Here is a 23,845-nt window from a genome sequence, read left to right as displayed (position 1 = left end):
TCCGGCCCCGCCCTGCGCCTCTGAGAAAGTGACCATCGCACGGTCCGGCCTGGTACTGCAGAAACGACGAGCGGCCCTTTCCGGAACGGAGAGGACCGCGGGGATGCCGGGCCGGCCGTCACACCGGCTGTAGAGGTCGGGTCAGTTGTCGCCGGCCGCCGTGCCGGGCTCGCTGCTCCCGTCAGGGTTGTCGAGATGCAGTCGCCGGTTCTCCGCGAGAGCCGCTTCGAGCTGGTCCTCGAGGGTGAGGATCCGGCAGGCCGCTTCCAGGGACGTGCCTTGGTCGACCATCTCCCGGGCCCGCGCGGCCAGGCGCAACTGGTGCCGGGAGTAGCGGCGGTGACCGCCGGCCGACCGGAACGGGATGATCAGTTTCTCCTCGTCGAGCCGGCGCAGGAAGTCCTGCGAGGCGCCGACGATCTCCGCGGCGCGGCCCATCGTGTAGGCGGGGTAGTCGTCGTCACCGAACATGTCGTCGGGTGGAACCAATTATCGAGAACCTCCATGACGAGGGCCCCGGCGCACAAAGCACCGGGGCCCAGGGTTTACAGGACTGAAAACACCATCTACCGACAGGATCGTCGGGTTGTCGTATCCACACCGGCCGTCAAGGACGAGCCGCGGTGCGAGGATCGCATAAGCGTGACCGGAGACCACCTCTCGTTGAAGGTAACTGCGGTGTCCGCTCCAGGGCCGAAAACGCGCCTGGTGGCGGGCGATCCAACGGTGTTCGTGTCCTCCCTTTCCTCTGCTTCCACATTGCCGCTCGCCCGCGCCGGGCCCTCACGCGAATTCGGGGCCCGCGCTCGCCAGGGCGAGGTACTGCTCAGGCGGAGCCCTGACACTGCCTCGGCCCCACCTGCTGGCGCGGGAGGCCGAGCGAGCCTTGGCCATGTGGCCCGGCTCTGCTGTAGCTCGACCTCATTCATCTGCGCGATCACAGATCTCTGTCGTCAACAACAAGAACCCTAACCGATCCTCGTCAACAAGTCTAGGTTCTTCGGCCGAGGTTTTCTGGGCCGCGGCGCGCATGCTCGGTGACGTTGTGATTACTCGCCTCTGTGGGGTACCCGGGGAAGATGACCATCAACGACGATCGGAGCAGCCACAAGCGGACGGCGGCGGCGATGCACGACACCGCGGAGCGGCTGGAGCAGGCCGAGGGGATCATTCATCGCAGCGCTCAGGCCATCCCGGACCAGGCGACCCGGCGGCGGCTGCACGGCCTGGCGAACCAGGTCACCGCGACCGCGGCCGAGATCGAGAACCGCGCGGTCCAGCTGCCGCCGAGCCGTCGCGCCTAGGCAACGGCATCAGCGTCGGCGCCGCCCATGACAGCAACGACCACGGCGGCCTCAGCGGCCTTGGCGTCAGCGGCCACGACCGGCGATGGCGTCAGCGGCCTTGACGCAAAGCGGCCACGACCGGCGATGGCGTCAGCGGCGGAACACCGCCCGCCAGCGGACCAGCAGACGGGAACCCCGGCCCGGCAGTTCCTCGACCGACACCTGCCGCAGCCCCGGGCCAGCGAACGCGTCGATCTCCGCACGGCTCAGCGGCCACGGCGGCCCCTCCCCCGGCGTGTCGGTCGCCGCAGCCGCGAGGACCAGCAGTGTTCCACCCGGCGCAACGAACTCGCCGACGCCGGCGATGGCACGGGCGCGGAGTGCGGTGGGCAGCGCCTGGACGTTGTTGCTCTCCAGCACCAGGCCGAACGCCCGCTGCCACTGCGGCGGCGGGTCGAGCAGGTCGGCGACCCGGTAGTCGACGGACGAACCGGGATGACGCTCCCGAGCCAGGGCGACCGCGGTCGCCGAGATGTCGAAAGCGGTCACGGCATAGCCGAGGGCGGCGAGGTGTTCGGCGTCCCGGCCGTTGCCGCAGCCGACGACCAGCGCGGGCCGGCCGTCACCGGGCGGCAGCTCGAACTCACGGAGGTTCACACTGGCGTCCGGGACGTCCCACGGGACGGTGGCACGCCCGTCCCGCGCCTCGGCGTAGAGCCGCTCGAACCAGCCTGTCGCGTCCCCGGCCGCCAGCGACTCCGCCGCCAATCGCCGCGCGTCGCCGGTCCCGCCCGAACCGCCGGGAAGCGCGGCGGCCGGCGACTCCGCCGTCGGGCGCCGCGCGTCGCCGCCCCGTCCCGAGCTGCCGCCGTGCCCGGCCGCCGCGGAGGGACCGGGGTCAGAGGAAGGGACGGTCATCGCGGGACGACGCGCCGCAGTTCGCGAAGGGCCTGCCGCCGCACGTCCCCCACGAGCGTGTCGATGTAGAGGCGGCCGTCGAGATGGTCGGTCTCGTGCTGCAATGCCCGGGCCAGGAACCCGGTGCCCTGAATGACCAACGGCTCACCGTTGACGTCGAATCCGCGCGCGGTGACCGACATCGCCCGCTTCGTCGAGTAGCCGAGGCCGGGCAGGGACAGGCAGCCCTCCTCGTCCTCCTGCTCGCCCTCGAAGTTCGACAGGACCGGGTTGACCATGTGGCCGACCTGCCCGTCGACGTTGTAGGAGAACACCCGCAGGCTGACCCCGATCTGCGGACCGGCGACACCGGCGCGGCCCGGCTCCCGAACGGTCTCCTCCAGGTCATGGACTATCTCGCGGAGGCCGGCGTCGAAGTCGGTGACCGCGTCGGCGGGCGTGCGCAGGACCGGGTCACCGTAGAGCCGAATCGGCCGAACTGTCATGCCTGAAATCCTATCCACCCGTTACCGCCGCCGGCCGGGGGCAAGCGACCGGCGCTGACCACCGGGAAACAGCCCCGCGACCCGGCAGAAATCGCCCGGCCGGGGCGGCGGGTCGTGAACCGGGACGCGACACGGCACTGAGGGCCGGCCGGGCACGGCGAGCGGTCAGGCGACCCGCTGGGGCCCGGCGAGCGGTCAGGCGACCCGCTGGGGCACGGCGAGCAGTCAGGCGACCCGCTGGGGCACGGCGAGCAGTCAGGCGACCCGCTGGGGCACGGCGACCGGGACAGCGGCGGGGACGACGGCGTTGACGACGGCGAGACCGTCGAAGCGGATCGCGGTCAGCGCAGCCGCCCCCGGCCGGTCGATGATCGTGATCGTCGCCACGTCCCGGTGCAGCCGATGGGCAGGGTCCGCCACGTGCCCCATCAGCCGCTGCCACCGCCGCACGTGCGTGGCGAACGACGACCGCCGGACCTTCCGCCGACGGGCGACCTGCCCGGCCCGGGCATCTTCGGCTGTCACGTCGAGAAGCAACAGGTGGGTACGCCGTTCCGCCCGCCGCGCCGCCGCCACGATCAGCCTCGTGGCCCAGTCACGGGTCCCGGATTCGTGCACCACGACCGATTCCGATCCTCGCAGCGCGCGGAACAACCGCACGAAGTGGGCCGCGTGCACGATCGGCCGCCAGTACTTGTACGGCATCGCCCCGAGATACGGGTCGAGTTCGAGCCGCGCCTGCTCGGAGTCGAGCAGCCGCACCCCGGGCCGCGGGAAGAGCCGTTTGAGCAGCGTGGTCTTTCCGGCACCGGGTACTCCCGCCACGATCAGCACCGCCCCGGGGGCGTAGTTGAGCTCGGGGACTCGGTGTCCGCGCAGATCCACGGCTGCCATGGTCGTTTCCTCTCCCGCCGTGGCAGGAGGCCGAACCCCGATGACATCCGAGACCCCGGCCCCTGTCCGCGGCGACTCACGTCACCTGCAGGGCCGAAGGTCTGGTCCACCTCGGCACGAGACCGAGGCCCGGGCGCCGGGAGCGGGTGGGCTCCAGGATGTCGAACGACCGGCGAAGGACTACTCCCCTTCAGCGCGAAAGAATACCGTCACGCCGCAAGCAGCAGTGACCGGTCGCGCAGCAGCATGTGTTTCAGCTTGATCAGCGATCGTCGTGTCTGGCTCTTGACGACGGTGATCGGCACGTCGAGTTCGGCGGCGACCTGTTCGACGCTGTGGTCGGCGAAGTAGCGCAGCACGACGATGGCCCGGTCCCGGTCGGGCAGCCGGCGCAGGGCGCCCATCATGGTGATCCGCAGGTCCAGGTCCATCGAGTATTCGGCTTCACGCAGCTCACCGGTCGTCGACTCGGTGGAGCTGCGACGCCGGCGATAGTCGACATACGTCCGGAAGAGGACTTTCTGGGCGTACGCCGGAAGGTTCTCGGTGTCCAGGGCCCGGTCCCAGCTCAGATACAGCTTGGTCAGGGTGGCCTGGGTCAGGTCCTGAGCGAGGTGCCAGTCACGGCAGAGCTGGTACGCACTGCTGTGCAGCCGCTGCCGGATGGTCTGCGCGAATCGCGCGAACTCTTCCGTGACCGGCGGGGATATGAGCATGACCTGGGTGTCGCCTTCTCTTCAGGCCACGGTGGCGGAGATGTCACTGTGGACCGTGTCCGGGAAACGCGTGCGTCAAGGTACGCGCTCATCCCCCGATCTCGGGGGCGGACGATGAGAGTGGCACGCAATAGGTAGAGAACGCTGGGAAGCGACTATGTGCGAGCTGAGACCGCACTCGCGAGGGCGGCTCGCAGTGGCCCGGCCTTCGCGGCGGCCTCGGCGACCTCGGCCGCGGGGTCGCTGTCGGCGGTGATGCCACCTCCGGCCCAGGCGTGCACGCGTTCGCCGTCGACGGCCACCGTGCGGATGCTCAGGCCCAGGTCGAGGTGGTCGGGCCCGATCCAGCCGAGCGCGCCCATGCTGACCCCGCGGCCGACCGGCTCGAGGGCGGCGATGTGCGCGAGCGCGGCGAGTTTCGGGGCGCCGGTGACACTTCCGCCCGGGCAGACGGCTCGCAGCAGGTCCGCGAGTCCGACGTCGGAGGAGATCTCGGCGGAGACCACTGACTCCGCTTGCCAGAGATCGCACCATCGGCGTACGGCGAAAAGCTCCTCCACCCGCACCGGCCCGGTTCCCGGGAGTCGCGCGAGGTCGTTGCGTTCCAGGTCGACGATCATCACGTGCTCGGCCCGTTCCTTGGCCGAGGCCAGGAGTTCCCGGCGCCCGTCGGCGGTGGCGGGCCGGGTCCCCTTGATCGGCCGGGTGATGACCCGCCCGTCCCGCACCTCGACGAGGGTCTCCGGTGAGGCCGTCGCCATCGCCCAGCCGTCACCGGCGAGGATCCCGCCGTACCGGGCACCCGGCAGTCCGGCGACGCGCGCGAGGGCCGCTGTCGGGTTTCCGACGTACGGCGCGGAGGCGTGCCCGACCACGTTCACCTGGTAGACGTCGCCGCGCCCGATCGCGTCCCGCACGCTCTGAACTGCGCGCGCGTGCTCGTCCGGCGTCCAGCTCGCGGCCCACGACCCGAGCTCCCAGTCCGGCGTTGAACCGGGCATGGCGGCGGTGGTGTGTATCCAGACGACGGCGTACACGTCCGGGATCGCAGGAACCGGGCTGGGGCCGCCGGGAGTGGCGTGGTTCATCACGGATCCGGCGTCCGCCGATACGTAGAGCGACGCTCCGCAAATAGTGCCATGGCCGATCGTCCCGTATTTGTCATCCGAACGGCCGAGGTTGCGCACCGGCAGTCCGTTGTCGGCCAGGAATCCGGCCAGAAGCTCGGCAGGGTCACCGGGATCACCCCGGTGCCACGAGAACGAACGTAACGCATGGTGACGGGCACGGCAGGCGGTCGGAGACGCCGGCGGGGCCCCGGGAGGAGGTGCCGGAGAGTGGCCGACGGACCCCTGCGCGTGGACCATCGGAACCGTGGAACGAGAGCCGGACACCGTCACTCCGTTGAACCGTTGTCGTTCGATGTGAGGTAACGTTCGAGCCCGACTTTGTGAACCTTCACACAGCCCCCTACCGGAGAAAACCCGCGATGTGCCAGCACCTGAACGAATGCCCTCCAGCCGACGCTATCGACCGGGAGGCCGCCCGCACCGTGGCGACCTTCTGCGAGCAGGGATGGAGCCTGCTCTGCAACGGTGTCATCGTCTTCGAGGACACCGGTGAGCTCCTGCCGGACGGTACGACCATTGAGCCGCACCGTGGTCCGGCACGCCACGCCCTCGCCGCATAATCACTGAGGGTAACGATACGGACGCCCTGTTTGGCGGAAGTTTCGGAGCCCTCGGCCGGCCCCGATGAGGTGGCCCGGCCGGACCCACCCTGCCGGTATGCCCGATGCGGCAACCGGACACCTGCCGGCTTGCCCGAGGGGCCAGCCGGACGAAGGCCGGTTCGCCTGACAGGCAATCGGCTGAGAGCCGGCTTGTCCGTCCGACGGGCAACCGGCGGAAGACGGCGCAGGCCGCGATCGGGATGACCGCGACCTGCGCACGCAATCCCGGAGGTCAGCTCTCGAAGGCCTCGGGCGAGGGGCACGAGCAGACCAGGTTGCGGTCGCCGTAGGCCCCGTCGATCCGGCGGACCGGCGGCCAGTACTTCGCGGTCCGGTCAACGCCCTTCGGGAATCCGGCGACCGAGCGCGGGTACGGGTGGTCCCATTCGTCCGCCGTGACCGCCGACGCCGTGTGCGGCGCGTTGGCGAGCGGGTTGTCGCCCGCCGGCCACACCCCCGCGGCCACCTGGTCGATCTCCGCCTTGATCGAGATCATGGCGTCGCAGAACCGGTCCAGCTCGGCCAGGTCCTCGCTCTCGGTCGGCTCGACCATGAGCGTGCCGGCGACCGGGAACGACATCGTCGGCGCGTGGAAGCCGTAGTCGATGAGCCGCTTCGCGACGTCGTCGACGCTGACGCCGGTGGCCTTGGTGATCGGGCGCAGGTCGAGGATGCACTCGTGCGCCACCAGGCCGTTCTCCCCGGCGTAGAGCACCGGGTAGTGCTCGCGCAGCCGCGCTGCCACGTAGTTCGCGGCCAGCACCGCGGTCGCGGTGGCCTGGGCCAGGCCGTCCGGGCCCATCATCCGCACGTACGCCCAGGAGATCGGCAGGATGCCGGCCGACCCGTGCGCGGCCGCCGAGACGGCGTGGTGGTCGCCGGGCTCGAGCGGGTTGCCCGGCAGGAAGGCGGCCAGGTGGGCGCGGACCGCGACCGGGCCGACGCCGGGACCGCCGCCGCCGTGCGGGATGCAGAACGTCTTGTGCAGGTTCAGGTGCGAGACGTCGGCACCGAACTTGCCCGGCTTGGCGTAGCCGACCAGCGCGTTGAGGTTCGCGCCGTCGACGTACACCTGGCCGCCGGCCTCGTGGACCTTGGCGCACAGGTCGGCGATCGAGGTCTCGTACACGCCGTGGGTCGACGGGTAGGTCACCATGATCGCGGCCAGCGAGGCGGCGTGCTTCTCGATCTTGGCGTCCAGGTCGGCGATGTCGACGTTGCCGTTCTCGTCGCAGGCCACCACGACGACCCGCATGCCGGCCATCACGGCGCTGGCCGCGTTCGTGCCGTGGGCCGACGACGGGATCAGGCAGACGTCACGGTGCGACTCGCCGCGTGAACGGTGGTAACCGCGGATCGCCAGGAGACCGGCGAGTTCGCCCTGGGAGCCGGCGTTCGGCTGGACGCTGACCGCGTCGTAGCCGGTGATCTCGGCCAGCCAGCCCTCGAGCTGGGCGACCAGGTCCTCGTACCCCCGGGTCTGGTGCGAGGGCGCGAAGGGGTGGATGTCGGCGAACTGGGGCCAGGTGACCGCCTCCATCTCGGTGGTGGCGTTCAGCTTCATCGTGCAGGAGCCGAGCGGGATCATGCCGCGGTCCAGCGCGTAGTCCCGGTCCGAGAGCTTGCGCAGGTAGCGCAGCATGCTGGTCTCGGAGTGGTGGGTGTTGAAGACCGGGTGGTGCAGGTAGTCGCTGGTCCGGGCCAGGGGCTTCGCACCGCAGACGGCCGGCTCGGCGACGGACGCGCCGAACGCCTCCAGCACCGTCGCGACGTGTGCGCCGGTGGTGGTCTCGTCGGTGGAGATCGACACCCGGTCGGCGTCGACGAGCCGCAGGTCGACGCCGTGCTCGGCGGCGGCCGCGACGATCGCCGCGGCGCGACCGGGAACGATCGCGGTGACCGTGTCGAAGAACGCGGTGTGCGCGACCTCGACGCCGGCGGCGGTCAGGCTGCCGGCGACGGTCAGCGCGTGGTCGTGGACGCGCTTCCCGATGGCGCGCAGCCCGGCCGGGCCGTGGTAGACCGCGTACATGCCGGCCATCACCGCGAGCAGGACCTGCGCGGTGCAGATGTTGCTGGTCGCCTTCTCGCGACGAATGTGCTGCTCGCGGGTCTGCAGGGCCAGCCGGTACGCCGGAGCCCCGTCCGCGTCCTTGGACACGCCCACCAAGCGGCCCGGCAGGCTGCGCTCCAGCCCGGCCCGCACGGCCAGGTATCCGGCGTGCGGGCCGCCGAAGCCGAGTGGCACCCCGAAGCGCTGGGTCGTGCCGGCCGCGATGTCCGCGCCGATCTCGCCCGGGGCGCGCAGCAGGGTCAGGGCGAGCAGGTCGGCGGCGACCGTGACCAGGGCGCCCTTGGCGTGGGCGGCCTCGACCAGGGCGGCGTGATCACGGACGGCGCCGGACGCACCCGGGTACTGCAGGTGCAGCCCGAAGAACTCCGCCGGCAGGTCCTCGCCCGCGTCGAGGTCGACGAGCTTCACCTCGATACCGAGCGGTTCGGCCCGGGTGCGCAGGACGGCGAGCGTCTGCGGGAAGGTGTCGGCGTCCACGACGTACGTCGATGACTTGGTTCGGGAAGCTCGTCGCGCGAGGGTCATGGCCTCGGCCACGGCGGTCGCCTCGTCCAGCATCGACGCGTTGGCGGTGGTCAGCCCGGTCAGATCGGTGACCATGGTCTGGAAGTTGAGCAGCGCCTCGAGGCGGCCCTGGCTGATCTCCGGCTGGTAGGGCGTGTAGGCCGTGTACCAGGCCGGGTTCTCCAGCACGTTCCGCTTGATCACCGCGGGCGTGTGCGTCCCGTAGTAGCCCAGGCCGATCATCGGCGTGGCCACGACGTTGCGGCCGGCGATCGCGCGCAGCTCGGCGATCGTCTCCTCCTCGCCTGCGCCGGCCGGCAGGTCCAGGTCGCCGTGGAACCGGATCGACTCGGGGACGGCGGCGTCCATCAGCTCGCCGAGCGACCCGTAGCCGACGGCCTTGAGCATCTCCGCCTGCTCGTCGGCCTGCGGACCGATGTGGCGATGGGTGAATGACGACGGCATGGGCGACTCCCGGGCTGAAGAAGGCTGACAAAGCCCTCCCCCTCTGTCATACCCAGAAATGGGCATTTCAGAGTCGCCTGCCCGCGCGGTCCCTGATGCCTGTAGAGATTCCGGGGAGGATTTGCCCCTTCGGCGCCCGCACTTCCGGTTCGGAAGGTACGAGTCTCTCCCGCGCAGCTGACAACCAACCTACCAGTGGAGACGACCATGATCGGAACTCCTAGGGTGGAGCTGTGACCTACACCCCTGCTGTTGATCGCTACGAGTCCATGACGTACCGCCGTGCCGGCCGCAGCGGCCTGAAGCTGCCCGTCATCTCCCTGGGTCTCTGGCACAACTTCGGTGACACGCGCCCGGCCGACCGCCAGCGCGACATCGTGCGCCGCGCCTTCGACCTCGGGGTCACCCACTTCGACCTGGCCAACAACTACGGCCCGCCGCCGGGCAGCGCGGAGACCAACTTCGGCCGCATCCTCAAGGCGGACTTCCGGCACCACCGCGACGAGCTGATCATCTCGTCGAAGGCCGGCTACACCATGTGGGACGGCCCCTACGGCGACTTCGGCTCCCGGAAGTACCTGGTCAGCTCCCTGGACCAGTCGCTGAAGCGGCTCGGCGTCGACTACGTGGACGTCTTCTACCACCACCGGCCGGACCCGGACACCCCGCTCGAGGAGACGATGTCCGCTCTCGATCACATCGTGCGGTCGGGCAAGGCGCTCTACGTCGGCCTGAGCAACTACAAGTCGGAGCAGACCGCGAAGGCCGCCGCGATTCTTCGTGACCTCGGCACGCCGCTGCTGATTCATCAGCCGTCCTACTCGATCCTCAACCGCTGGATCGAGCACGACGACCTGCTCGACACCCTGGAGGAGGCGGGCGCCGGCTGCATCGCGTTCAGCCCGCTGCAGCAGGGCCTGCTCACCGACCGGTACCTCGACGGCATCCCGGACGACTCGCGGATCCGCACCAGCGTCTTCCTCGACGAGAGCGCCCTCGACCAGAAGACGCTCGGCCGCCTGCACGCGCTCGACGACATCGCCAAGCGGCGCGGCCAGTCGCTGGCCCAGCTCGCCCTCGCGTGGGCGCTGCGCGACCGGCGCATGACCAGCCTGATCATCGGGGCGTCGAGCGTGCGGCAGTTGGAGACCAACGTCGCCGCGATCAACAACCTCGACCTGTCCGAGGCCGAGATCGGTGACATCGACGCCACGGTTCTCGACCTCTAGACCAAACCTGATCATTCGGTACGTCGTGCGCACCGCTCTCGTAAATGACGCGCGCGCCCCGGGCCGGGTGACTACCGTTCCCGGACGGGCCGCGCACCGTGGTCGTCGCGGCACGAAGCGGGTGGGATCATGACGGACCTGGTCGAGAAGCACACCATCCTCGCCGTCGTGGTCGGCTCCCGTGCCTACGGGCTCGACGGGCCGGGCAGCGACCACGACCGGCGAGGCGTCTACGCCGCCCCGACCCGGGATTTCTGGCGGCTCGACAAGCCACCGACCCACCTCGACGGGCCCGGGGAGGAACAGTTCTCCTGGGAGATCGAGCGCTTCTGCACGCTCGCGCTGCAGGCCAACCCGACGGTCCTCGAGGTGCTGTGGTCGCCGTTGACCGAACACCTCACGCCCGAGGGCGAGCGACTGCGAGAGGTGCGTCAGGCGTTCCTGTCCCGGCGAGTCTTCGAGACGTACGGCAACTACGCGCGCGACCAGCTCGACCGCGTCGCCGCCCGTCGCGCCCGCACCGGCGAGACCAACCACAAGCAGGCCATGCACATGATCCGGCTGCTGATGGCGGGCGCGCACGTGCTGCGGACCGGCGAGGTGCTGGTCGACGTCCGCCACCTGCGCGACGAGTTGCTGGCCGTGAAACAGGGAACCGTCCCGTGGGACGAGGTCACCGCCTGGGCCGCCACGCTGCTGGCCGATCTCGATCAGGCCGCGGCCGAGACCCGCCTGGCGGCGGGGCCGGATCGCGACCGTGTCGAGGAACTGCTGATCGACGTACGGGAAAGGGGTTTGCAGTGACCATCGCCGTGCCCGAGTGGGCGGCCGACGTCGCCCGGCAGCTCCCCTATCCCCTGGTCTTCTGCACCGTCAGCGGCGCCCACCTGTACGGCTTCGCCTCCGTCGACTCCGACCTCGACCTGCGCGCCTCGCACGTGCTGCCCGCCGCCGAGGTCGTCGGCCTGCGCCACGGCCCCGACACGCTGCAGCGCGACGGCCTGCGCGACGGCGTCGAACTGGACGTCGTCTCGCACGACCTGCTGAAGTTCGCCAAGCTGCTGACCAGCCGCAACGGCTACGTCCTGGAGCAGGTGCTGTCGCCGCTGGTCGTCGTCACGTCCGAGCTGCACGCCGCGCTCGTCGACCTGACGCCCGGGCTGATCACCCGCAATCACGCCTATCACTATCTGGGCTTCTCCCACAGCCAGGAGAAGCTCTACACGAAGACCGGCGAACTCAAGCCGGCCCTCTACACCCTGCGTGTCCTGCTGACCGGAACCCATCTGATGAGAACCGGTCAGCTGGAGACGAACCTGGGCGTCCTCGACGGCGCGCCCGACTACGTCGCGGAGCTGATCGAGGCCAAACGGTCAGCCGAACACGGCCCGTTCCCACCCGGCGTCGCCGCCCGCCTCGCGGCCGACATCCCGCGTCTGCGGGCCGACCTGGAGACGGCCAAGGACGAGTCGAAACTCGCCGACCACCCCTCCGAACAAGCCGTCTCCGCCCTGCACCACCTCATCGTCCGCACCCGCCTGGGCTGACCTGCGCGAGCATCGCCCCGCTCCCGGGCCGGACCCACCGCGCCGGGCCCGCCAGGCCGGCCCGCCAGGCCGGCCCGACGGGCGTCAGGGGCGGCGGCCGATCCAGATGTCGCGGGTGGCCCGCACCGTGAGGTCGCCGCGGGCCGGGGCGCTCTCCGCGTACTCCTGGAGCGCCCTCACGTCCTCGGCCGGGAGCCGGTCGGCCAGGCGCTGGGCGCTTCGCCGGAGCGCGACCTGCGCATACTTGACGGCCGTGGGCGGGAGCGGACTCGCGATCTCGACCTCGACGCGCCGTTCGCCGACCAGCTCGAACCCGGCCGCCTCGAGGCGCGCGGCCCAGTCCTCGTTCATGTGCAGGCCGCCCTCGACCCGCATCCGGGCCATCTCGGCGTGTGCCCGTTCCTCGACCGCGGCACCGGCCGGGTCGGTGAGGAACCGCGGGAACGCGTCCAACTCCGTGATCATGAAGACTCCGCCGGGTCGCAGCACGTCCCGGACCTGCGCGACCGTCCGCGCCGGGTCGGCCAGATGATGCATCGACGCCGACGCCCACACCAGGTCGGCCGGGCCGAGCGGCGGCCAGTCGCCGTCAAGATCCGCCTGCACCGCCCGGACCCGATCACCGGCACCCGCTTCGGCGGCGCGCTCCCGCAGGTGGGTCAGCATCTCCTCATCGAGATCAACCGCGGTCAGCGTGGCCCCGGGGAGATGCCGCGCCAGCGCAATCGTCCCCGCCCCGGTTCCGGCGCCGAGATCGACGATCACCGGATTCGCCGGTACGAGCGAGCCGGCCCAGCCGATCACCTCGCGGTAGTAGTCCTGCAGCACCTCGGCGTCCAGGTCGAGCATCTGCGCCAGCCCGTCCCCGTGCCCACCGTGCTGCCCGGGCCCGCCATGGCCGCCGGCGTGTCCGTGGCCGCCGCCCGCGCCGTGCCGACCGCGCTGACCGTTTTCGCCGTGCCCCGCACGGTCGCCGTGCGTGTTCTGATCGGCCTGCTGGTGACCGTGTTCGTGTGCCATGCCACGACCGTACCCACTCTTTGCGTCTCAGGCATATGCTCTTGCGTATGACGCAAGACGATGATCTGGACGTTCTGGTCCGGCAGCGAATCCGCGGCCTTCGGGTCGCCCGCGGCTGGACCCTCGACGAATTGGCCGCCCGCGCCTACCTGACCCCGTCCACGCTGAGCCGCATCGAGACCGGCCACCGCCGGATCGCCCTGGACCAGCTCGCCCCGATCGCCCGCGCGTTGAACACCACCCTGGACCAGCTCGTCGAGTCCGGCCGCGACGAGGACGTGGTGATCCGCCCGCACCACGACGATTCCCGCGGCATGACGACGTGGCTGCTCAACCGCGAGGGCACCCCGGCCGGGATGACGGTCGCCAAACTGCGGGTGGACCGCCCGGTCCCGGCCGACCTGCGGGTGCATCCGGGCCGGGACTGGTTCGTGGTCCTCTCGGGCACCGTCATTCTCCGCCTGGCCGAGCGCACCATCACCGTCCGCGCGGGCGAGGCCGCAGAGTTCTCGACGATGGTCCCGCACGCCTTCGGCTCGGCCGGCGGCCCGGCCGAGGTCCTCTGCATCCTCGACCAGGAGGGCGAGCGCTCCCACCTGCGCCCCGACCGCTCCTAGCCGGCTTGCTGCGCGTTCTGGACCGGCGGGGCCCAGCCCGGACGGCGGATCAGGCAGAACGGATGCCCGGCCGGGTCAGCGAACACGTGATCACCCGGCAGCCGCACAGCCCCGAGCGCCACCACCGCGTGGCCCGCCGCTTCCCGGTCGTCGACCATGACGTCGTAGTGCGCCTGCTGCGGCACTTCCGGATCCGGCCAGGTCGCCCGACGATGATCGGGAGCCCGCTGAAATGCCAGCCCGGACGTGGTGTCGTCCGCCGAGACCACGACGAAGTCCCCGTCGTCGTAGGTGATCGGCCACCCCAGCACGCCCTTCCAGAAGCGCGCCGAAGCACCCGGATCCGGGCAGTCGAAGATCAGATGGTGCAGGCGTCCGACACTCATCGGGCCAGTGTCGCCCCTGCCTATGTGATCAACCCCACCCCGGGATCAGGTTCCTCCTGATCAGGCGCGCAAGGTGACCGATAGAGGTCGGTAATGCGACAGAGGCGACGGCGTGCGCCGCCGACTCCCGGCGGGTTCAATCGATCTGCGTAGTCGTCGGGGGGAATCATGGACTATTACCTGCTGGCCGGGGACGCGATTCTGGTCGAGGAGTTCGCTTACGGTGAGGACCACGTGACCGTGGGCCTGGCCGGAGCCATGTGGTCGGCCGGCGACGCCCGGTGGCGCGGCACCGGTCCGTTCGGCCGATTCCTGCGTACCGACCAGGATCTTCTCTCCGTGATCACTCCGGTCCGCCGTGACCGCGCGGCCCGGCTCCTCCGCGACCTCGACGGCGGCACTCTGCCGAGCGAGCTGGAACTGCGCTCCCGCTTCGGCGACTGGGTCCGATTCACGAACGCCGCCCCGCTCCGCCTCGGCTCGGACGAGACGCCGCAGGGTTACGCCGAGAAGCGCATCTACCGAGTCCTGTTCGCCAAGGAACCCCGGGCCGCACAACTCGACCGGCTCAGCGCGACCTGGCGCGGTTCGACCCCCGGCGGCATGCCCTCCGGGAAGGGGCGCGCCGGCAATCACCTCTTCACCTGGAACCTTCGTCGCGTCGGCCGCGGCATCGCCTGGGGCCTCGACGTCACCATGCTGCTCGGCCTCGAGAGCCCCGACGTCGCCGGCGCGGTGCTGCGCAAACTCACCGCCGACGTCCGCGACCGCGGCCTGATCCCGGTCACCACCGAACGCTTCGCCTGACCGCAGCGCCCGCCGGCCAGGCTGCGCCGGACGAGCAGGCAGTCACCCCGCGCCGGAAGCAGCCGCAGCCCGATCAGCTCTGCGGCCCGAGCACCGCCCCGGTCACCGGCTCCCCCGCCGGCTCCTTCAGCTCGACGAAGAACCCGTGCGTCACCGTATCCCCCACGTTGTGCCCGGAGTGCTCCTGCGCGCCCACCCACCGCACCGCGCCCGCCGGCAGCGAGACCTCCACCGACCGATCACCGTCACTGACCCGCCGCTGGAACGCGCTGAACGTGATCATCACGCTGTCCGGATGCCGGTGCGGATGAGTCCGGTCGCCGGGCTCGTCCCGATATTCCAGCACTCGCACCCGTTCGTTCTCGAAGACCACCTTGTACAGCCTGGGGTCGGTAACGACCGGATCCTTGCTGCTCATGACACCCTCCCGCCTCTTCGTGGGATTACGGTACCATGATGGTGATGGCGATACCATATGAGACGACCGGGCGGACGAACCAGAAGTCCCGCACCCGGCAAGCGCTGATCGACGCCGCCCGTGAGCTGCTCTCCGAGGGCCTCACCCCACGGGTGGAGGATGCTGCCGCCCGCAGCGCCGTCTCCCGGACGACCGCGTATCGCTACTTCCCGAATCAGCGTTCCCTGCTGCTGGCCGCCCAGCCCCGGCTCCAGCCGGACACACTGCTGCCGGCGGATGCTCCCGCCGAGCCCCGCGCGCGGCTGGCGACTTTCATGCGGGCGTTCACCGACTACAACCTGCGCTACGAGCCGCAGCTCCGCTCGGCCCTGCGCCTCTCGCTGGAGCAACCGGCGACCGAGGAGGACCGTCCGTTGCTGCGCCGCGGGCGCGCGATCGGCTGGATCGAGGACGCGCTGCGCCCGCTGGAGGTGAGCCATCCGGCCGTCGACCGGCACGGCCTCGCCGTCGCGATCCGCTCGGCGACCGGCATCGAGGCGCTCATCTGGCTGCTCGACATCGCCGGTCAGAGCCACGATCAGGCCGCTGCGACCGTACGGGGAACGGCTCTTGCCCTTCTTGACGCCGCCCTGCGGGAGTCGGATCACGCACGGGCCTCGCGAGAGGCCACGACCGACGAGTGACCTCAGGCGCGATGCAGTGCCGCGCGCAGCAAGCCGGCCGTGGTCGCGCAGTCCCGTCCGGCCGCCCGCGCCCGAACACCAATCAATGCGGGTCGCATTAGCGGCGAACCGTCGTACGGGAAAAATGGCCGTGACCAAAGGCCGAACACCGAACCGGCAATGAAGGCGCTTGCTTTTCGGTGGGGATGCCGGTTTAGGCTGAGCGTATGTCCGCGAGCGCCGCCCCCGTCGTCCACCTGGCCCGGCCGCATCGTCCGGTGGTCGTGGCCGGCACCCTTGCTGAATTGCGCGGGCCCACCTGCGGGCTGGTCGAGTTGCCGTTGCGGCTCTGGTGGCATCCGCAGCGCGCGTTCGATCTGTCGCAGCGCACGATGCTGATGTGGATGTATGAGAATGTGCTCCGCGAATCGATCCGGGTCGACGAGTTGCGTGCCTATCTCGACGGCGCGACCCTGGTCAGGCTCTGGTCGGAGTTGAATCTTCCGCGTGGTGTCCGGGCCGCTTGGGAGGCCCGTCATCCCCGCTTGCGGGCGCGACTCGCCGCTGCCTGAAATGAGCGTCGACGACTTCTATCGCGAGGTCGCCAGAATCGCCCTGGCCGTTGCCGACAAACACGGGTTCGTGCTCGGCGGCGGCGTGGCGTGGCTGGTCAACGGTCTGGTCGCGCGGCCCACCGAGGACATCGACCTGTTCACCGACAGCGCCGACGGGGTGACCGCGGCGGCCGGTGAGGTGACGGCGGCGCTGACCGCGGCCGGTTATCGCGTGGTGCGGGAAGAGGGCGACGAATTGTTCGCCGGAATGGACCAGGACATCCAGGAGTTCCTGGTCGCCGGCGAGCATCGGGCGTTGCGGCTGACGTTGTGCCGGCTGGATCGCAGCCGGGCGCCGGTCGTGATGGATCTCGGTCCGGTGATGCACCTCGACGACCTGGTCGCCACGAAGGTCGCCGCCTTGGTCAACCGGCGTGAGGTGCGGGACTACATCGACGTCGCGGCGGCGTTGGAGCGCTATCCGCTGGACCGGATCCTGGAGTTGGCGTCCGCCGCTGATCCGGCCCTGGATCCGGAGGACATCGCGGACGCCGGGCGTTACCTGGACCGCCTCGACGACGTCCGCTTCACCCTCTATGGCCTGGATGCCGAAATGATCGCCCAGCTCAGAGATCGACTGGCCGACTGGCCGAGGGGGTAGTCGCGCCCCGAAAACCGGCCTAGCGTGACCGGGTGCCCGCGAACACGTGGAACTTCCGTTCGGTACGCGAACTGCGCCGCGCTCACGTCGAGGCCGTCGTCGAGGTGGACTTCGGCGCCGGCCCGCACCGGATGACGCCGTGGACCACGGCGCTGGACCTGCGTGCCGTGGTCCCCGCGACGGGCCCGGTCGACTGGGCCGAGCTGGACAGGTTGCCGAACCTGAGCACGGTGTCGTGGTCGGGTGCTGATCGCGGGCTGGCCGAGGCCGTCGCCCGCCACCCGCAGATCCAGTACCTGGAGTGGTTCGACGCCGAGGGCGATCTGGACCTGCGGCAGACCGCGACGGTACGGCTCTGGATCAACTGCACCCGAGTGACCAGCCTGCTGCTGCCCGCCACGATGATCACGCTGCTGCTGCAGGGCCCGCACGAGGGCTTGCGGGTCGAGACCCAGGATCAGCGGTACGGCATGGGCCTGCACCTGCAGACCGGTGGCGCCGAGGTGGTCGTCCCGGCCGGGTTGCGCGAGACCCCGGTGGTCCGGCTCAACCTGGGCGGCGAGCTGTCCGTCACGGCCCTGGAGCCGTTCACGAACCTGCGGGAGCTGACGCTGGACTTCGAGGCACCACCGGGCCGGCTCACCGACCTGTCGCTGTTCGCGCAGCATCCCGGCCTGTTCCAGCTGTGCCTGATCAACGCATACGACGTGGATCCGGCGCCCCTGCCCGATCTGCCGTTCCTGAGCAGCGTCGAGCTGATCGGCACGCGGGCCGAGATCGCCGAACGGCTGCGGGAGCGGTTCACGGGCCGGGCCCGGCCGGAGGTGACGGTCCGATACGCCCGGCCCTCCGGGAACCAGGGAGCGGCCGCACCCGTCGAATCCCCATGAGGAGATCGCTGATCCTGCTCGCGCTCACCCTGGCCGGCTGTGGTGGTGGCACCGGGACGGCGGCCCCGCCACCGGTCAACGACCGCTGGCAGTCCTGCGACCGGGTGATCACGGACGATCGGAGCACGACCCGGCTGGACGACACGTTCCGACCGGTCTCCGCGGTGATCTGCGCCCGCTCCCCGACCGGCGCCGGACGGCCGTCGAGCGACATCGCCACGCTGGTCGCGGCCCTGCGCTTGCCGGACGAGGAGCGCACCGACGGCCCGTGCACGCTGATGCTGGTCACGCCGCCGTGGATCGCGCTGATCGACGCGCAGGGCCGCTGGATCCACCCGGGCGTGCCGGTGAACGCGTGCGGTCAGCCCCGCGCCGAGGTCATGGACGCGGCAGCGAAACTGAAGGGCGAGTAGTCCGGGCGATCGCGGCGACCGCCACCACGCACAGGACTCCCCCGCTGACCAGCGCGACCGGCCCGGAGAACGCCCCCGCGACGAGTCCCGCGCGCAGGTTGCCGAGGTCCGGCCCGGCCTGTCCGACGATCTGCTCGGCGGCCGCGACCCGGCCCATCAGCGCGTCCGGGGTGTGCAGCTGGACGACTGTCGCACGGGACACCACCGCCACGGTGTCGGCGGCACCGGCCAGGACCAGGCAGCCCAGTCCGAGCCACGGTTGCGTGACCAGCCCGAACAGTGCCAGCGCGAGGCCCCACACGGTCGACGCCCCGACCATCACCGCGCCCGGCCGCCCCCACCGGGTGAACGTGCCGGACAACAGGGACGCCAGCACCCCACCGACCGCGACGGCGCTCAGGAACAGCCCGAGCGTCCGCGGGTCGCCGTCGAATCGCAGCGCGTTGATCAGCGGGAACAGGCTCATCGGCATGGCCAGCAGGGTGGCCGCGAGGTCGGTCAGCAGCGCACCGCGGACGGCCGGATTCCGCCCGACGAAGCGCAGGCCCTCGCCGACCGCGCGCAGGCCGGGATCGAGGCGCTCGGCCACCGGGAGCCGCGGCAGCGCGGCGACGCCGTAGAACGCGGCCAGGAACGTCACCGTGTCGATCAGATAGCACCCGCCGACGCCCAGCCACCCCACGACCAGGCCGCCCAGGGCCGGGCCGACCAGCATCGACGCCTGGAACGAGATGTGGTTGAGGGCCAGCCCGGCACCGCGTTCCTCCGGGGCGAGCAGGTGCGGCAGGAACGTACGGGCGACCGGTCCGCTGACCGCGCCGAAAGCGGACTGGACGACGATCAGGGCCAGCAGCCCGGCCACCGGTGCGCCGCCGAGCAGTCCCTGCACGGTCAGCAGCGCCGACGAGAACGCCAGGCCGGCCTTCGTGAGCAGGTACAGCCGGCGGCGGTCGGCCCGGTCGGCGAGCGCCCCCGCGAACAGGCCGAACAGCACGACCGGCAGCGCCTGACAGAGCCCGACCGCACCCGTCCAGACCGCGCTGCCGGTCTGCTCCCACACCTGGAACATCACCGCGACCGCGGTCATCTGCGAGCCGAACCCGGAGAGCGTGCGGCCGATCCAGTAGCGCCGGAACACCGGGGACGACCGCAGCGGACCGATGTCGATCAGGGCGGCGGTCATTCCCACGCCGGGTCACCGGCCAGCTTCTCGGCGATGCGGTCGCGGAAACTCTTCTGGCTCAGCAGGGCCTCGATGTCACGGACGACACGGTTCATGCCGTACGGGATGAGGTCTTCGATCTCTTGAACGACCGCCTCGGTCGCCCGCCATTCGGCCGCCAGCCTCGCCACCACGTGCCGCGATCTCTCCGACAGCTCGACGTTCTTCGCGCGCGCGTCGGCGCCCGGCGACGTCACCACCCACCCCGCGGCGCGCATCGCCGAGACCTTCTGACTCAGCGCGGAGTGCGTGCGCCCCACCGCGGCGGCCAGTTGAGCGATCGTCATCGGACCGTGCACGTGCAGTTTGATCAACTCTTTGACCCAGGCCGGTTTGAGTCCCTCGATCCGTGCGTCGGCATAGAGCTGGGCGATTTCCGCATCCAGCGCGGCCTGCAGGTCCCACAGCGGGCGCCACACCGCGTGATCGGTCGGATCGACGAAGTCACTCACCGGACCACTGTAACAGCACTTATATAAGCACTGTCACACTGAAAAGATTTGACATCTACAGCTCGGTAGAAGAATGATGCGGTTACGAAGTTAGGGTTGGCTAACCTTTGGAGCTCCATGACCGCCATCTACCTCATCGGCCTTCGTGAGGGCCTGGAGATCAGTCTCGTGATCTCGATCCTCGTGGCGTTCCTGGTCAAGAGCGACCGTCGGCCGCTGCTGCGCCTGGTCTGGGCCGGTGTCGCCGTCGCCGCGGTGATCTCCATCGGGTTCGCGGTCCTGCTCCAGGTCGGCATCACCCGGCTGAGCTCGACGCATCAGGAGCTGTTCGAGGCGATCGCGTCGTTCGTGGCCGTCGCCTTCGTCACGTGGATGATCTTCTGGATGCGCCGCATGGCCCGCCACATCGGCAAGGAGCTGCGCGGCAAGATGGAGGACGCCATCGCGGTCGGCCCGGTCGCGGTCGCCGGTGTGGCGTTCCTCGCGGTGATCCGCGAGGGCCTGGAGACGTCGATCCTGTTCTACGCCGCCGCGCAGGGCGCCACCGACGCCAAGCCGCTGATCGGCATCAGTCTCGGCCTGCTCACCGCCGTGGTGCTCGGCTGGCTGCTCTACATCAGCGCGGTCCGGATCAACCTGTCCACGTTCTTCACCTGGACCGGCGCGCTGCTGGTGCTGGTCGCCGCCGGCATCTTCAAGTACGGCTTCCACGACCTGCAGGAGTCCAACGTCCTCGGTGGCCTGGACAGGCTGGCGTTCGACGTCACGCCGAGCTTCCCGCCCACCGCGTGGTACGCCGAACTGCTCCGCGGCATGATCAACTTCACGCCGGCGCCGACGGTCATCGAGACGATCGCCTGGCTCGCCTACGGGATTCCCGTCCTCCTTCTCTTCCTCTGGCCGGTCCGCAAGCCGGCGCCCACCCCCGCCACCACCGCCTCCTAGGAGAACGATGCACACCGTGCTTGCCGCGCAGCAGAAAACCCGGAAAAAGGCACTGGGAGGACTGCTGGTTCTCGGAGCAGCCGCCACCACGCTGCTCGCCGCCTGCGGCGACAAGGCCTCCGACGACAAGGCCGGGGCCGGCACCACCGGCAAGATCGCCGTCGCCGCCTCCGACACCGAGTGCAAGGTGGAGCGGAACACCTCGGCCGCGGGCACCGTCACCTTCTCGATCGCCAACAAGGGTTCGAAGATCAACGAGTTCTACGTCTACGCCGCCGGTGACCGGATCATGGGCGAGATCGAGAACATCGCCCCCGGCCTGTCCCGTGAGCTCATCGTCGAGCTGCCCGCCGGCGCCTACGAGACCGCCTGTAAACCCGGCATGATCGGCAAGGGCATCCGCAACGCGTTCCAGGTCTCCGGCTCCGCCGCGCCACTCACCGAGGACGCCAAGCTCGCCCAGGCCAGCGCCGACTACCAGCGCTACGTCAAGTCGCAGACCACCGCGCTGATCGACCAGACCACCGCGTTCGTCAACGCGGTCAAGTCCGGTGACGCCGAGAAGGCGAAGTCGCTGTTCCCGGTCGCCCGCACCTACTGGGAGCGCATCGAGCCGGTCGCGGAGAGCTTCGGCGACCTCGACCCGGCCATCGACGCCCGCGAGGGTGACCTGGAGCCCGGCCAGGAGTGGACCGGCTTCCACAAGATCGAGAAGGACCTCTGGGAGACCAAGGACATCAGCAAGGACGGCCCGGTCGCCGACCAGCTGCTCAAGGACGTCCAGACGATCGTCACCAAGGCCCAGTCCGTGACGTTCTCCCCGGTCGAGCTGGCCAACGGCGCCAAGGGCCTGCTCGACGAGGTCGCCAGCGGCAAGATCACCGGCGAGGAGGACCGCTACTCGCACACCGACCTGTGGGACTTCGCCGCCAACATCGAGGGCTCGCAGGGCGCCATCCAGGCACTGCGCCCGGCCCTCGAGGACCGCGACCCGGCCCTGGTCAAGACCCTCGACGAGAACTTCGCCAAGGTCGAGGCGGCACTGGAGAAGCACCGCGACGGCGACGGCTGGAAGCTGCACAACACGCTCACCCAGGCCGACCTGAAGGAACTCTCCGACGACATCAACGCGCTCGCGGAGCCGATCTCCAAGGTCGCCGCGCTCGTCGCCAAGAAGTAACGCACTCCCCGGCCGGGGGCGCGACAGGCGGCCCGCTCCCGGCCGAACCCTCACGATCAAATAATTTTTGTCCTGTCTTCGCTGTGGTCCAGGTCCGCCGCTCCCGCGGGGACCCTCACGGGCTTCGCAGGGCCGCAGGCGGCCCAGAACGCGAAACCCGCGAGGGCGACCTCCGTGGGTGGCCGCGGTCAAAAACTCCAAACCCCCAGGTGTACGTCCCGCCGGTTATCCACACCGGCGGGTTGTCCACAGGCCTTGCGACCCTTACCGCCGCGCTCCGCAAGACTGATGCTGGGGTGGCCACCCCTGGGAGGGCGGGGGTCTGAGCGCGTCGTAGGTGCAGCACCGGTGGCACATCAGTGGCCGCCGGCCCCGGTGAGAAAGGTTCGTGAGATGCAGCGGCGCAAGGTGCTCGGACTGGCCGGCGCGGGCGCGGCCGGAGTGGCTGCCGCCGGAGCCGGCGCGCTGGCCCTGACCGGCCACGACGTGAAGCCGGTGGCCAGTTCCTCGTCCTCGGGGGACGCGGCCGGCGCGATCGCTTTCTACGGCGCGAAGCAGGCCGGCATCGTCACCCCCGCCCAGGACCGGCTGCACTTCTGCGCCTTCGACGTGATCACCGACGACAAGGCAGCCCTGGTCGACATGCTCCAGGACTGGACGGCCGCCGCCGCGCGGATGACCCAGGGGCAGGACGCGGGCACGTTCGGCGCCGTCGGCGGATCCATGGAAGCGCCGCCGGACGACACCGGCGAAGCGCTCGGGCTGCCGGCCTCCGGCCTCACCCTCACCATCGGCTTCGGGCCCACCCTGTTCCGCGACGCCCAGGGCAAGGACCGCTTCGGCATCGCCGCCAAACGCCCGGCCGCGCTCGCCGACCTGCCCCCGTTCCCCCGCGACACCCTCGAAGCGGCGATCTCCGGCGGCGACATCGGCGTGCAGGCCTGCGCCCACGACCCGCAGGTCGCCGTCCACGCCATCCGCAACCTGGCCCGCATCGGCATGGGCAAGGTCACCGTCCGCTGGTCCCAGCTCGGTTTCGGCCGCACGTCGTCGACTTCTGTCACGCAGTCCACCCCGCGCAACCTGTTCGGCTTCAAGGACGGCACCCGCAACCTCAAGGCCGAGGAGACCCCACTGCTCGACGAGCACCTGTGGGTCCAGCCCGGCGACGGCCCCGACTGGATGACCGGTGGGTCCTACCTGGTCACTCGCAAGATCCGCATGCTGGTCGAGACCTGGGACCGTTCCCCGCTGGCCGAGCAGCAGACCATCATCGGCCGCGACAAGGGCGAAGGCGCCCCGCTGACCGGCAAACGGGAACACGACGAGCCCGACTTCGCGGCCCAGGACGGTGAAGGCCAGCCGGTCATCCCCGTCAACTCGCACCTGCGCCTGGCCCACCCCGACCAGAACGGCGGCGCCCACCTGCTGCGGCGCGGCTACAACTTCGTCGACGGCTCCGACGGGCTGGGGCGGTTGAACGCGGGCCTGTTCTTCATGGCGTACCAGCGCAACCCGCACAAGCAGTTCGTCCCGATCCAGAACAATCTGGCCAAGCAGGACGCGCTCAACGAGTACATCCGGCACGTGTCCAGCGGACTGTTCGCCTGCCCACCCGGTCTGCTCGCCGCCGACGACTTCTGGGGGCGCTCCCTGTTCGCCTGACCCCGGGCCACGCCGGGCCGGATTCGCTCCAGCCGCCGCATGTCCCGGCCCCGAGGCTCCGACGCCGCTTCGGCAACGACGCCGCGGCCAGCAGCTCGACGCC

General features: G+C 70.3%; 27 protein-coding genes and 1 riboswitch. Of the genes, 15 read left to right on the top strand and 12 right to left on the bottom strand.

The annotated features are described in order from the left end of the window. Window positions 1–141 precede the first annotated feature (141 nt). A complete protein-coding gene (locus tag ACH442_RS21370; RefSeq protein ID WP_396340029.1) occupies window positions 142–471 on the bottom strand; it encodes a MerR family transcriptional regulator in 330 nt (109 codons plus the stop codon). A 608-nt stretch (window positions 472–1,079) separates the two neighbouring features. On the opposite strand from ACH442_RS21370, the gene ACH442_RS21365 reads away from it, so the two are divergent. Further along, entirely contained in the window at window positions 1,080–1,304 is a 225-nt protein-coding gene (locus tag ACH442_RS21365) for a hypothetical protein (protein ID WP_396339811.1), read from the top strand. A 132-nt stretch (window positions 1,305–1,436) separates the two neighbouring features. On the opposite strand, the gene ACH442_RS21360 is transcribed toward ACH442_RS21365, so the two are convergent. The 5 genes from ACH442_RS21360 to ACH442_RS21340 form a co-directional block, all read right to left on the bottom strand. Further along, a complete protein-coding gene (locus ACH442_RS21360) occupies window positions 1,437–2,204 on the bottom strand; it encodes a class I SAM-dependent methyltransferase (RefSeq protein WP_396339810.1) in 768 nt (255 codons plus the stop codon). Further along, window positions 2,201–2,689: a peptide deformylase gene (locus tag ACH442_RS21355; RefSeq protein WP_396339809.1), complete on the bottom strand. Its 489-nt coding sequence runs from the start codon at window positions 2,687–2,689 to the stop codon at window positions 2,201–2,203. The genes ACH442_RS21360 and ACH442_RS21355 overlap by 4 nt, the downstream gene beginning before the upstream one ends. Before the next feature lie 255 nt (window positions 2,690–2,944). Then, window positions 2,945–3,583 carry an AAA family ATPase gene (locus tag ACH442_RS21350; RefSeq protein ID WP_396339808.1) on the bottom strand — a complete coding sequence of 213 codons (639 nt, stop codon included), beginning with the start codon at window positions 3,581–3,583 and terminating at the stop codon, window positions 2,945–2,947. Between the two features lie 209 nt (window positions 3,584–3,792). Continuing rightward, window positions 3,793–4,299, bottom strand: coding sequence for a SigE family RNA polymerase sigma factor (locus tag ACH442_RS21345; RefSeq protein WP_396339807.1), 507 nt, complete (start codon window positions 4,297–4,299; stop codon window positions 3,793–3,795). A 155-nt stretch (window positions 4,300–4,454) separates the two neighbouring features. Next, window positions 4,455–5,666, bottom strand: a complete 1,212-nt coding sequence (locus ACH442_RS21340; RefSeq protein ID WP_396340028.1) for a chorismate-binding protein — start codon at window positions 5,664–5,666, stop codon at window positions 4,455–4,457. Window positions 5,667–5,788: 122 nt separating this feature from the next. Here ACH442_RS21340 and ACH442_RS21335 point away from each other — a divergent pair, with 122 nt between their 5' ends. Next, a complete protein-coding gene (locus ACH442_RS21335; protein WP_396339806.1) occupies window positions 5,789–5,989 on the top strand; it encodes a DUF5999 family protein in 201 nt (66 codons plus the stop codon). Window positions 5,990–6,263: 274 nt separating this feature from the next. Here the strand turns inward: ACH442_RS21335 and gcvP are convergent, their stop codons facing one another. Further along, window positions 6,264–9,074, bottom strand: a complete 2,811-nt coding sequence (gene gcvP, locus ACH442_RS21330; protein ID WP_396339805.1) for an aminomethyl-transferring glycine dehydrogenase — start codon at window positions 9,072–9,074, stop codon at window positions 6,264–6,266. A 76-nt stretch (window positions 9,075–9,150) separates the two neighbouring features. After that, window positions 9,151–9,256, bottom strand: a riboswitch (glycine riboswitch). Between the two features lie 51 nt (window positions 9,257–9,307). Here gcvP and mgrA point away from each other — a divergent pair. The 3 genes from mgrA (at window position 9,308) to ACH442_RS21315 (ending at window position 11,850) form a co-directional block, all read left to right on the top strand. Next, window positions 9,308–10,303: an L-glyceraldehyde 3-phosphate reductase gene (gene mgrA, locus ACH442_RS21325; RefSeq protein ID WP_396339804.1), complete on the top strand. Its 996-nt coding sequence runs from the start codon at window positions 9,308–9,310 to the stop codon at window positions 10,301–10,303. Between the two features lie 129 nt (window positions 10,304–10,432). Continuing rightward, window positions 10,433–11,107 (top strand): DNA polymerase beta superfamily protein, encoded by a 675-nt coding sequence (locus tag ACH442_RS21320; protein WP_396339803.1) that lies wholly within the window; start codon window positions 10,433–10,435, stop codon window positions 11,105–11,107. Further along, window positions 11,104–11,850, top strand: a complete 747-nt coding sequence (locus ACH442_RS21315; protein WP_396339802.1) for a DNA polymerase beta superfamily protein — start codon at window positions 11,104–11,106, stop codon at window positions 11,848–11,850. The genes ACH442_RS21320 and ACH442_RS21315 overlap by 4 nt, the downstream gene beginning before the upstream one ends. An 84-nt stretch (window positions 11,851–11,934) precedes the next feature. Here the strand turns inward: ACH442_RS21315 and ACH442_RS21310 are convergent, their stop codons facing one another. Then, window positions 11,935–12,870 (bottom strand): class I SAM-dependent methyltransferase, encoded by a 936-nt coding sequence (locus ACH442_RS21310; RefSeq protein WP_396339801.1) that lies wholly within the window; start codon window positions 12,868–12,870, stop codon window positions 11,935–11,937. A 47-nt stretch (window positions 12,871–12,917) separates the two neighbouring features. On the opposite strand from ACH442_RS21310, the gene ACH442_RS21305 reads away from it, so the two are divergent. After that, window positions 12,918–13,487, top strand: coding sequence for a helix-turn-helix domain-containing protein (locus tag ACH442_RS21305; RefSeq protein ID WP_396339800.1), 570 nt, complete (start codon window positions 12,918–12,920; stop codon window positions 13,485–13,487). On the opposite strand, the gene ACH442_RS21300 is transcribed toward ACH442_RS21305, so the two are convergent. Further along, window positions 13,484–13,873 carry a VOC family protein gene (locus tag ACH442_RS21300; RefSeq protein WP_396339799.1) on the bottom strand — a complete coding sequence of 130 codons (390 nt, stop codon included), beginning with the start codon at window positions 13,871–13,873 and terminating at the stop codon, window positions 13,484–13,486. The genes ACH442_RS21305 and ACH442_RS21300 overlap by 4 nt on opposite strands. Before the next feature lie 168 nt (window positions 13,874–14,041). On the opposite strand from ACH442_RS21300, the gene ACH442_RS21295 reads away from it, so the two are divergent. Further along, window positions 14,042–14,680 carry a hypothetical protein gene (locus ACH442_RS21295; RefSeq protein WP_396339798.1) on the top strand — a complete coding sequence of 213 codons (639 nt, stop codon included), beginning with the start codon at window positions 14,042–14,044 and terminating at the stop codon, window positions 14,678–14,680. A 73-nt stretch (window positions 14,681–14,753) separates the two neighbouring features. Here the strand turns inward: ACH442_RS21295 and ACH442_RS21290 are convergent, their stop codons facing one another. After that, a complete protein-coding gene (locus ACH442_RS21290) occupies window positions 14,754–15,098 on the bottom strand; it encodes a cytoplasmic protein (RefSeq protein WP_396339797.1) in 345 nt (114 codons plus the stop codon). Between the two features lie 44 nt (window positions 15,099–15,142). Between ACH442_RS21290 and ACH442_RS21285 the strand changes: the two genes are divergently transcribed. From ACH442_RS21285 to ACH442_RS21265, 5 genes are all read left to right on the top strand, one after another. Continuing rightward, window positions 15,143–15,781: a TetR/AcrR family transcriptional regulator gene (locus tag ACH442_RS21285; RefSeq protein ID WP_396339796.1), complete on the top strand. Its 639-nt coding sequence runs from the start codon at window positions 15,143–15,145 to the stop codon at window positions 15,779–15,781. 206 nt (window positions 15,782–15,987) lie between these two features. Further along, a complete protein-coding gene (locus ACH442_RS21280; protein WP_396339795.1) occupies window positions 15,988–16,332 on the top strand; it encodes a hypothetical protein in 345 nt (114 codons plus the stop codon). 1 nt (window position 16,333) lies between these two features. Then, window positions 16,334–16,975, top strand: coding sequence for a nucleotidyl transferase AbiEii/AbiGii toxin family protein (locus ACH442_RS21275; protein ID WP_396339794.1), 642 nt, complete (start codon window positions 16,334–16,336; stop codon window positions 16,973–16,975). Between the two features lie 32 nt (window positions 16,976–17,007). Next, window positions 17,008–17,865, top strand: a complete 858-nt coding sequence (locus ACH442_RS21270; RefSeq protein WP_396339793.1) for a hypothetical protein — start codon at window positions 17,008–17,010, stop codon at window positions 17,863–17,865. Then, window positions 17,862–18,278: a hypothetical protein gene (locus tag ACH442_RS21265; protein WP_396339792.1), complete on the top strand. Its 417-nt coding sequence runs from the start codon at window positions 17,862–17,864 to the stop codon at window positions 18,276–18,278. Before ACH442_RS21270 ends, ACH442_RS21265 begins: the two co-directional genes overlap by 4 nt. Here ACH442_RS21265 and ACH442_RS21260 read toward each other — a convergent pair. Then, window positions 18,244–19,461 (bottom strand): MFS transporter, encoded by a 1,218-nt coding sequence (locus ACH442_RS21260; RefSeq protein WP_396340027.1) that lies wholly within the window; start codon window positions 19,459–19,461, stop codon window positions 18,244–18,246. The two genes, ACH442_RS21265 and ACH442_RS21260, sit on opposite strands and share 35 nt — an antisense overlap. Further along, the gene (locus tag ACH442_RS21255; protein ID WP_396339791.1) at window positions 19,458–19,952 is read right to left on the bottom strand and encodes a MarR family winged helix-turn-helix transcriptional regulator; all 495 of its coding nucleotides are present in this window, start codon (window positions 19,950–19,952) and stop codon (window positions 19,458–19,460) included. The genes ACH442_RS21260 and ACH442_RS21255 overlap by 4 nt, the downstream gene beginning before the upstream one ends. Before the next feature lie 117 nt (window positions 19,953–20,069). Here ACH442_RS21255 and efeU point away from each other — a divergent pair, with 117 nt between their 5' ends. The 3 genes from efeU to efeB all read left to right on the top strand — a co-directional run bounded on the left by efeU (window position 20,070) and on the right by efeB (window position 23,742). Further along, entirely contained in the window at window positions 20,070–20,897 is an 828-nt protein-coding gene (efeU, locus tag ACH442_RS21250; RefSeq protein ID WP_396339790.1) for an iron uptake transporter permease EfeU, read from the top strand. Window positions 20,898–20,904: 7 nt separating this feature from the next. Next, entirely contained in the window at window positions 20,905–22,077 is a 1,173-nt protein-coding gene (gene efeO / locus ACH442_RS21245) for an iron uptake system protein EfeO (protein ID WP_396339789.1), read from the top strand. 393 nt (window positions 22,078–22,470) lie between these two features. Further along, window positions 22,471–23,742 (top strand): iron uptake transporter deferrochelatase/peroxidase subunit, encoded by a 1,272-nt coding sequence (gene efeB / locus ACH442_RS21240; RefSeq protein ID WP_396339788.1) that lies wholly within the window; start codon window positions 22,471–22,473, stop codon window positions 23,740–23,742. Window positions 23,743–23,845: the final 103 nt, after the last annotated feature.

Source organism: Actinoplanes sp. NPDC020271 (genome assembly GCF_044388125.1).
In the GTDB taxonomy this organism is placed as follows: Bacteria; Actinomycetota; Actinomycetes; order Mycobacteriales; family Micromonosporaceae; genus Actinoplanes.
The sequence above is the reverse complement of the archived record's forward strand: the minus strand, read 5'-3'. Positions and strand labels throughout refer to the sequence as shown.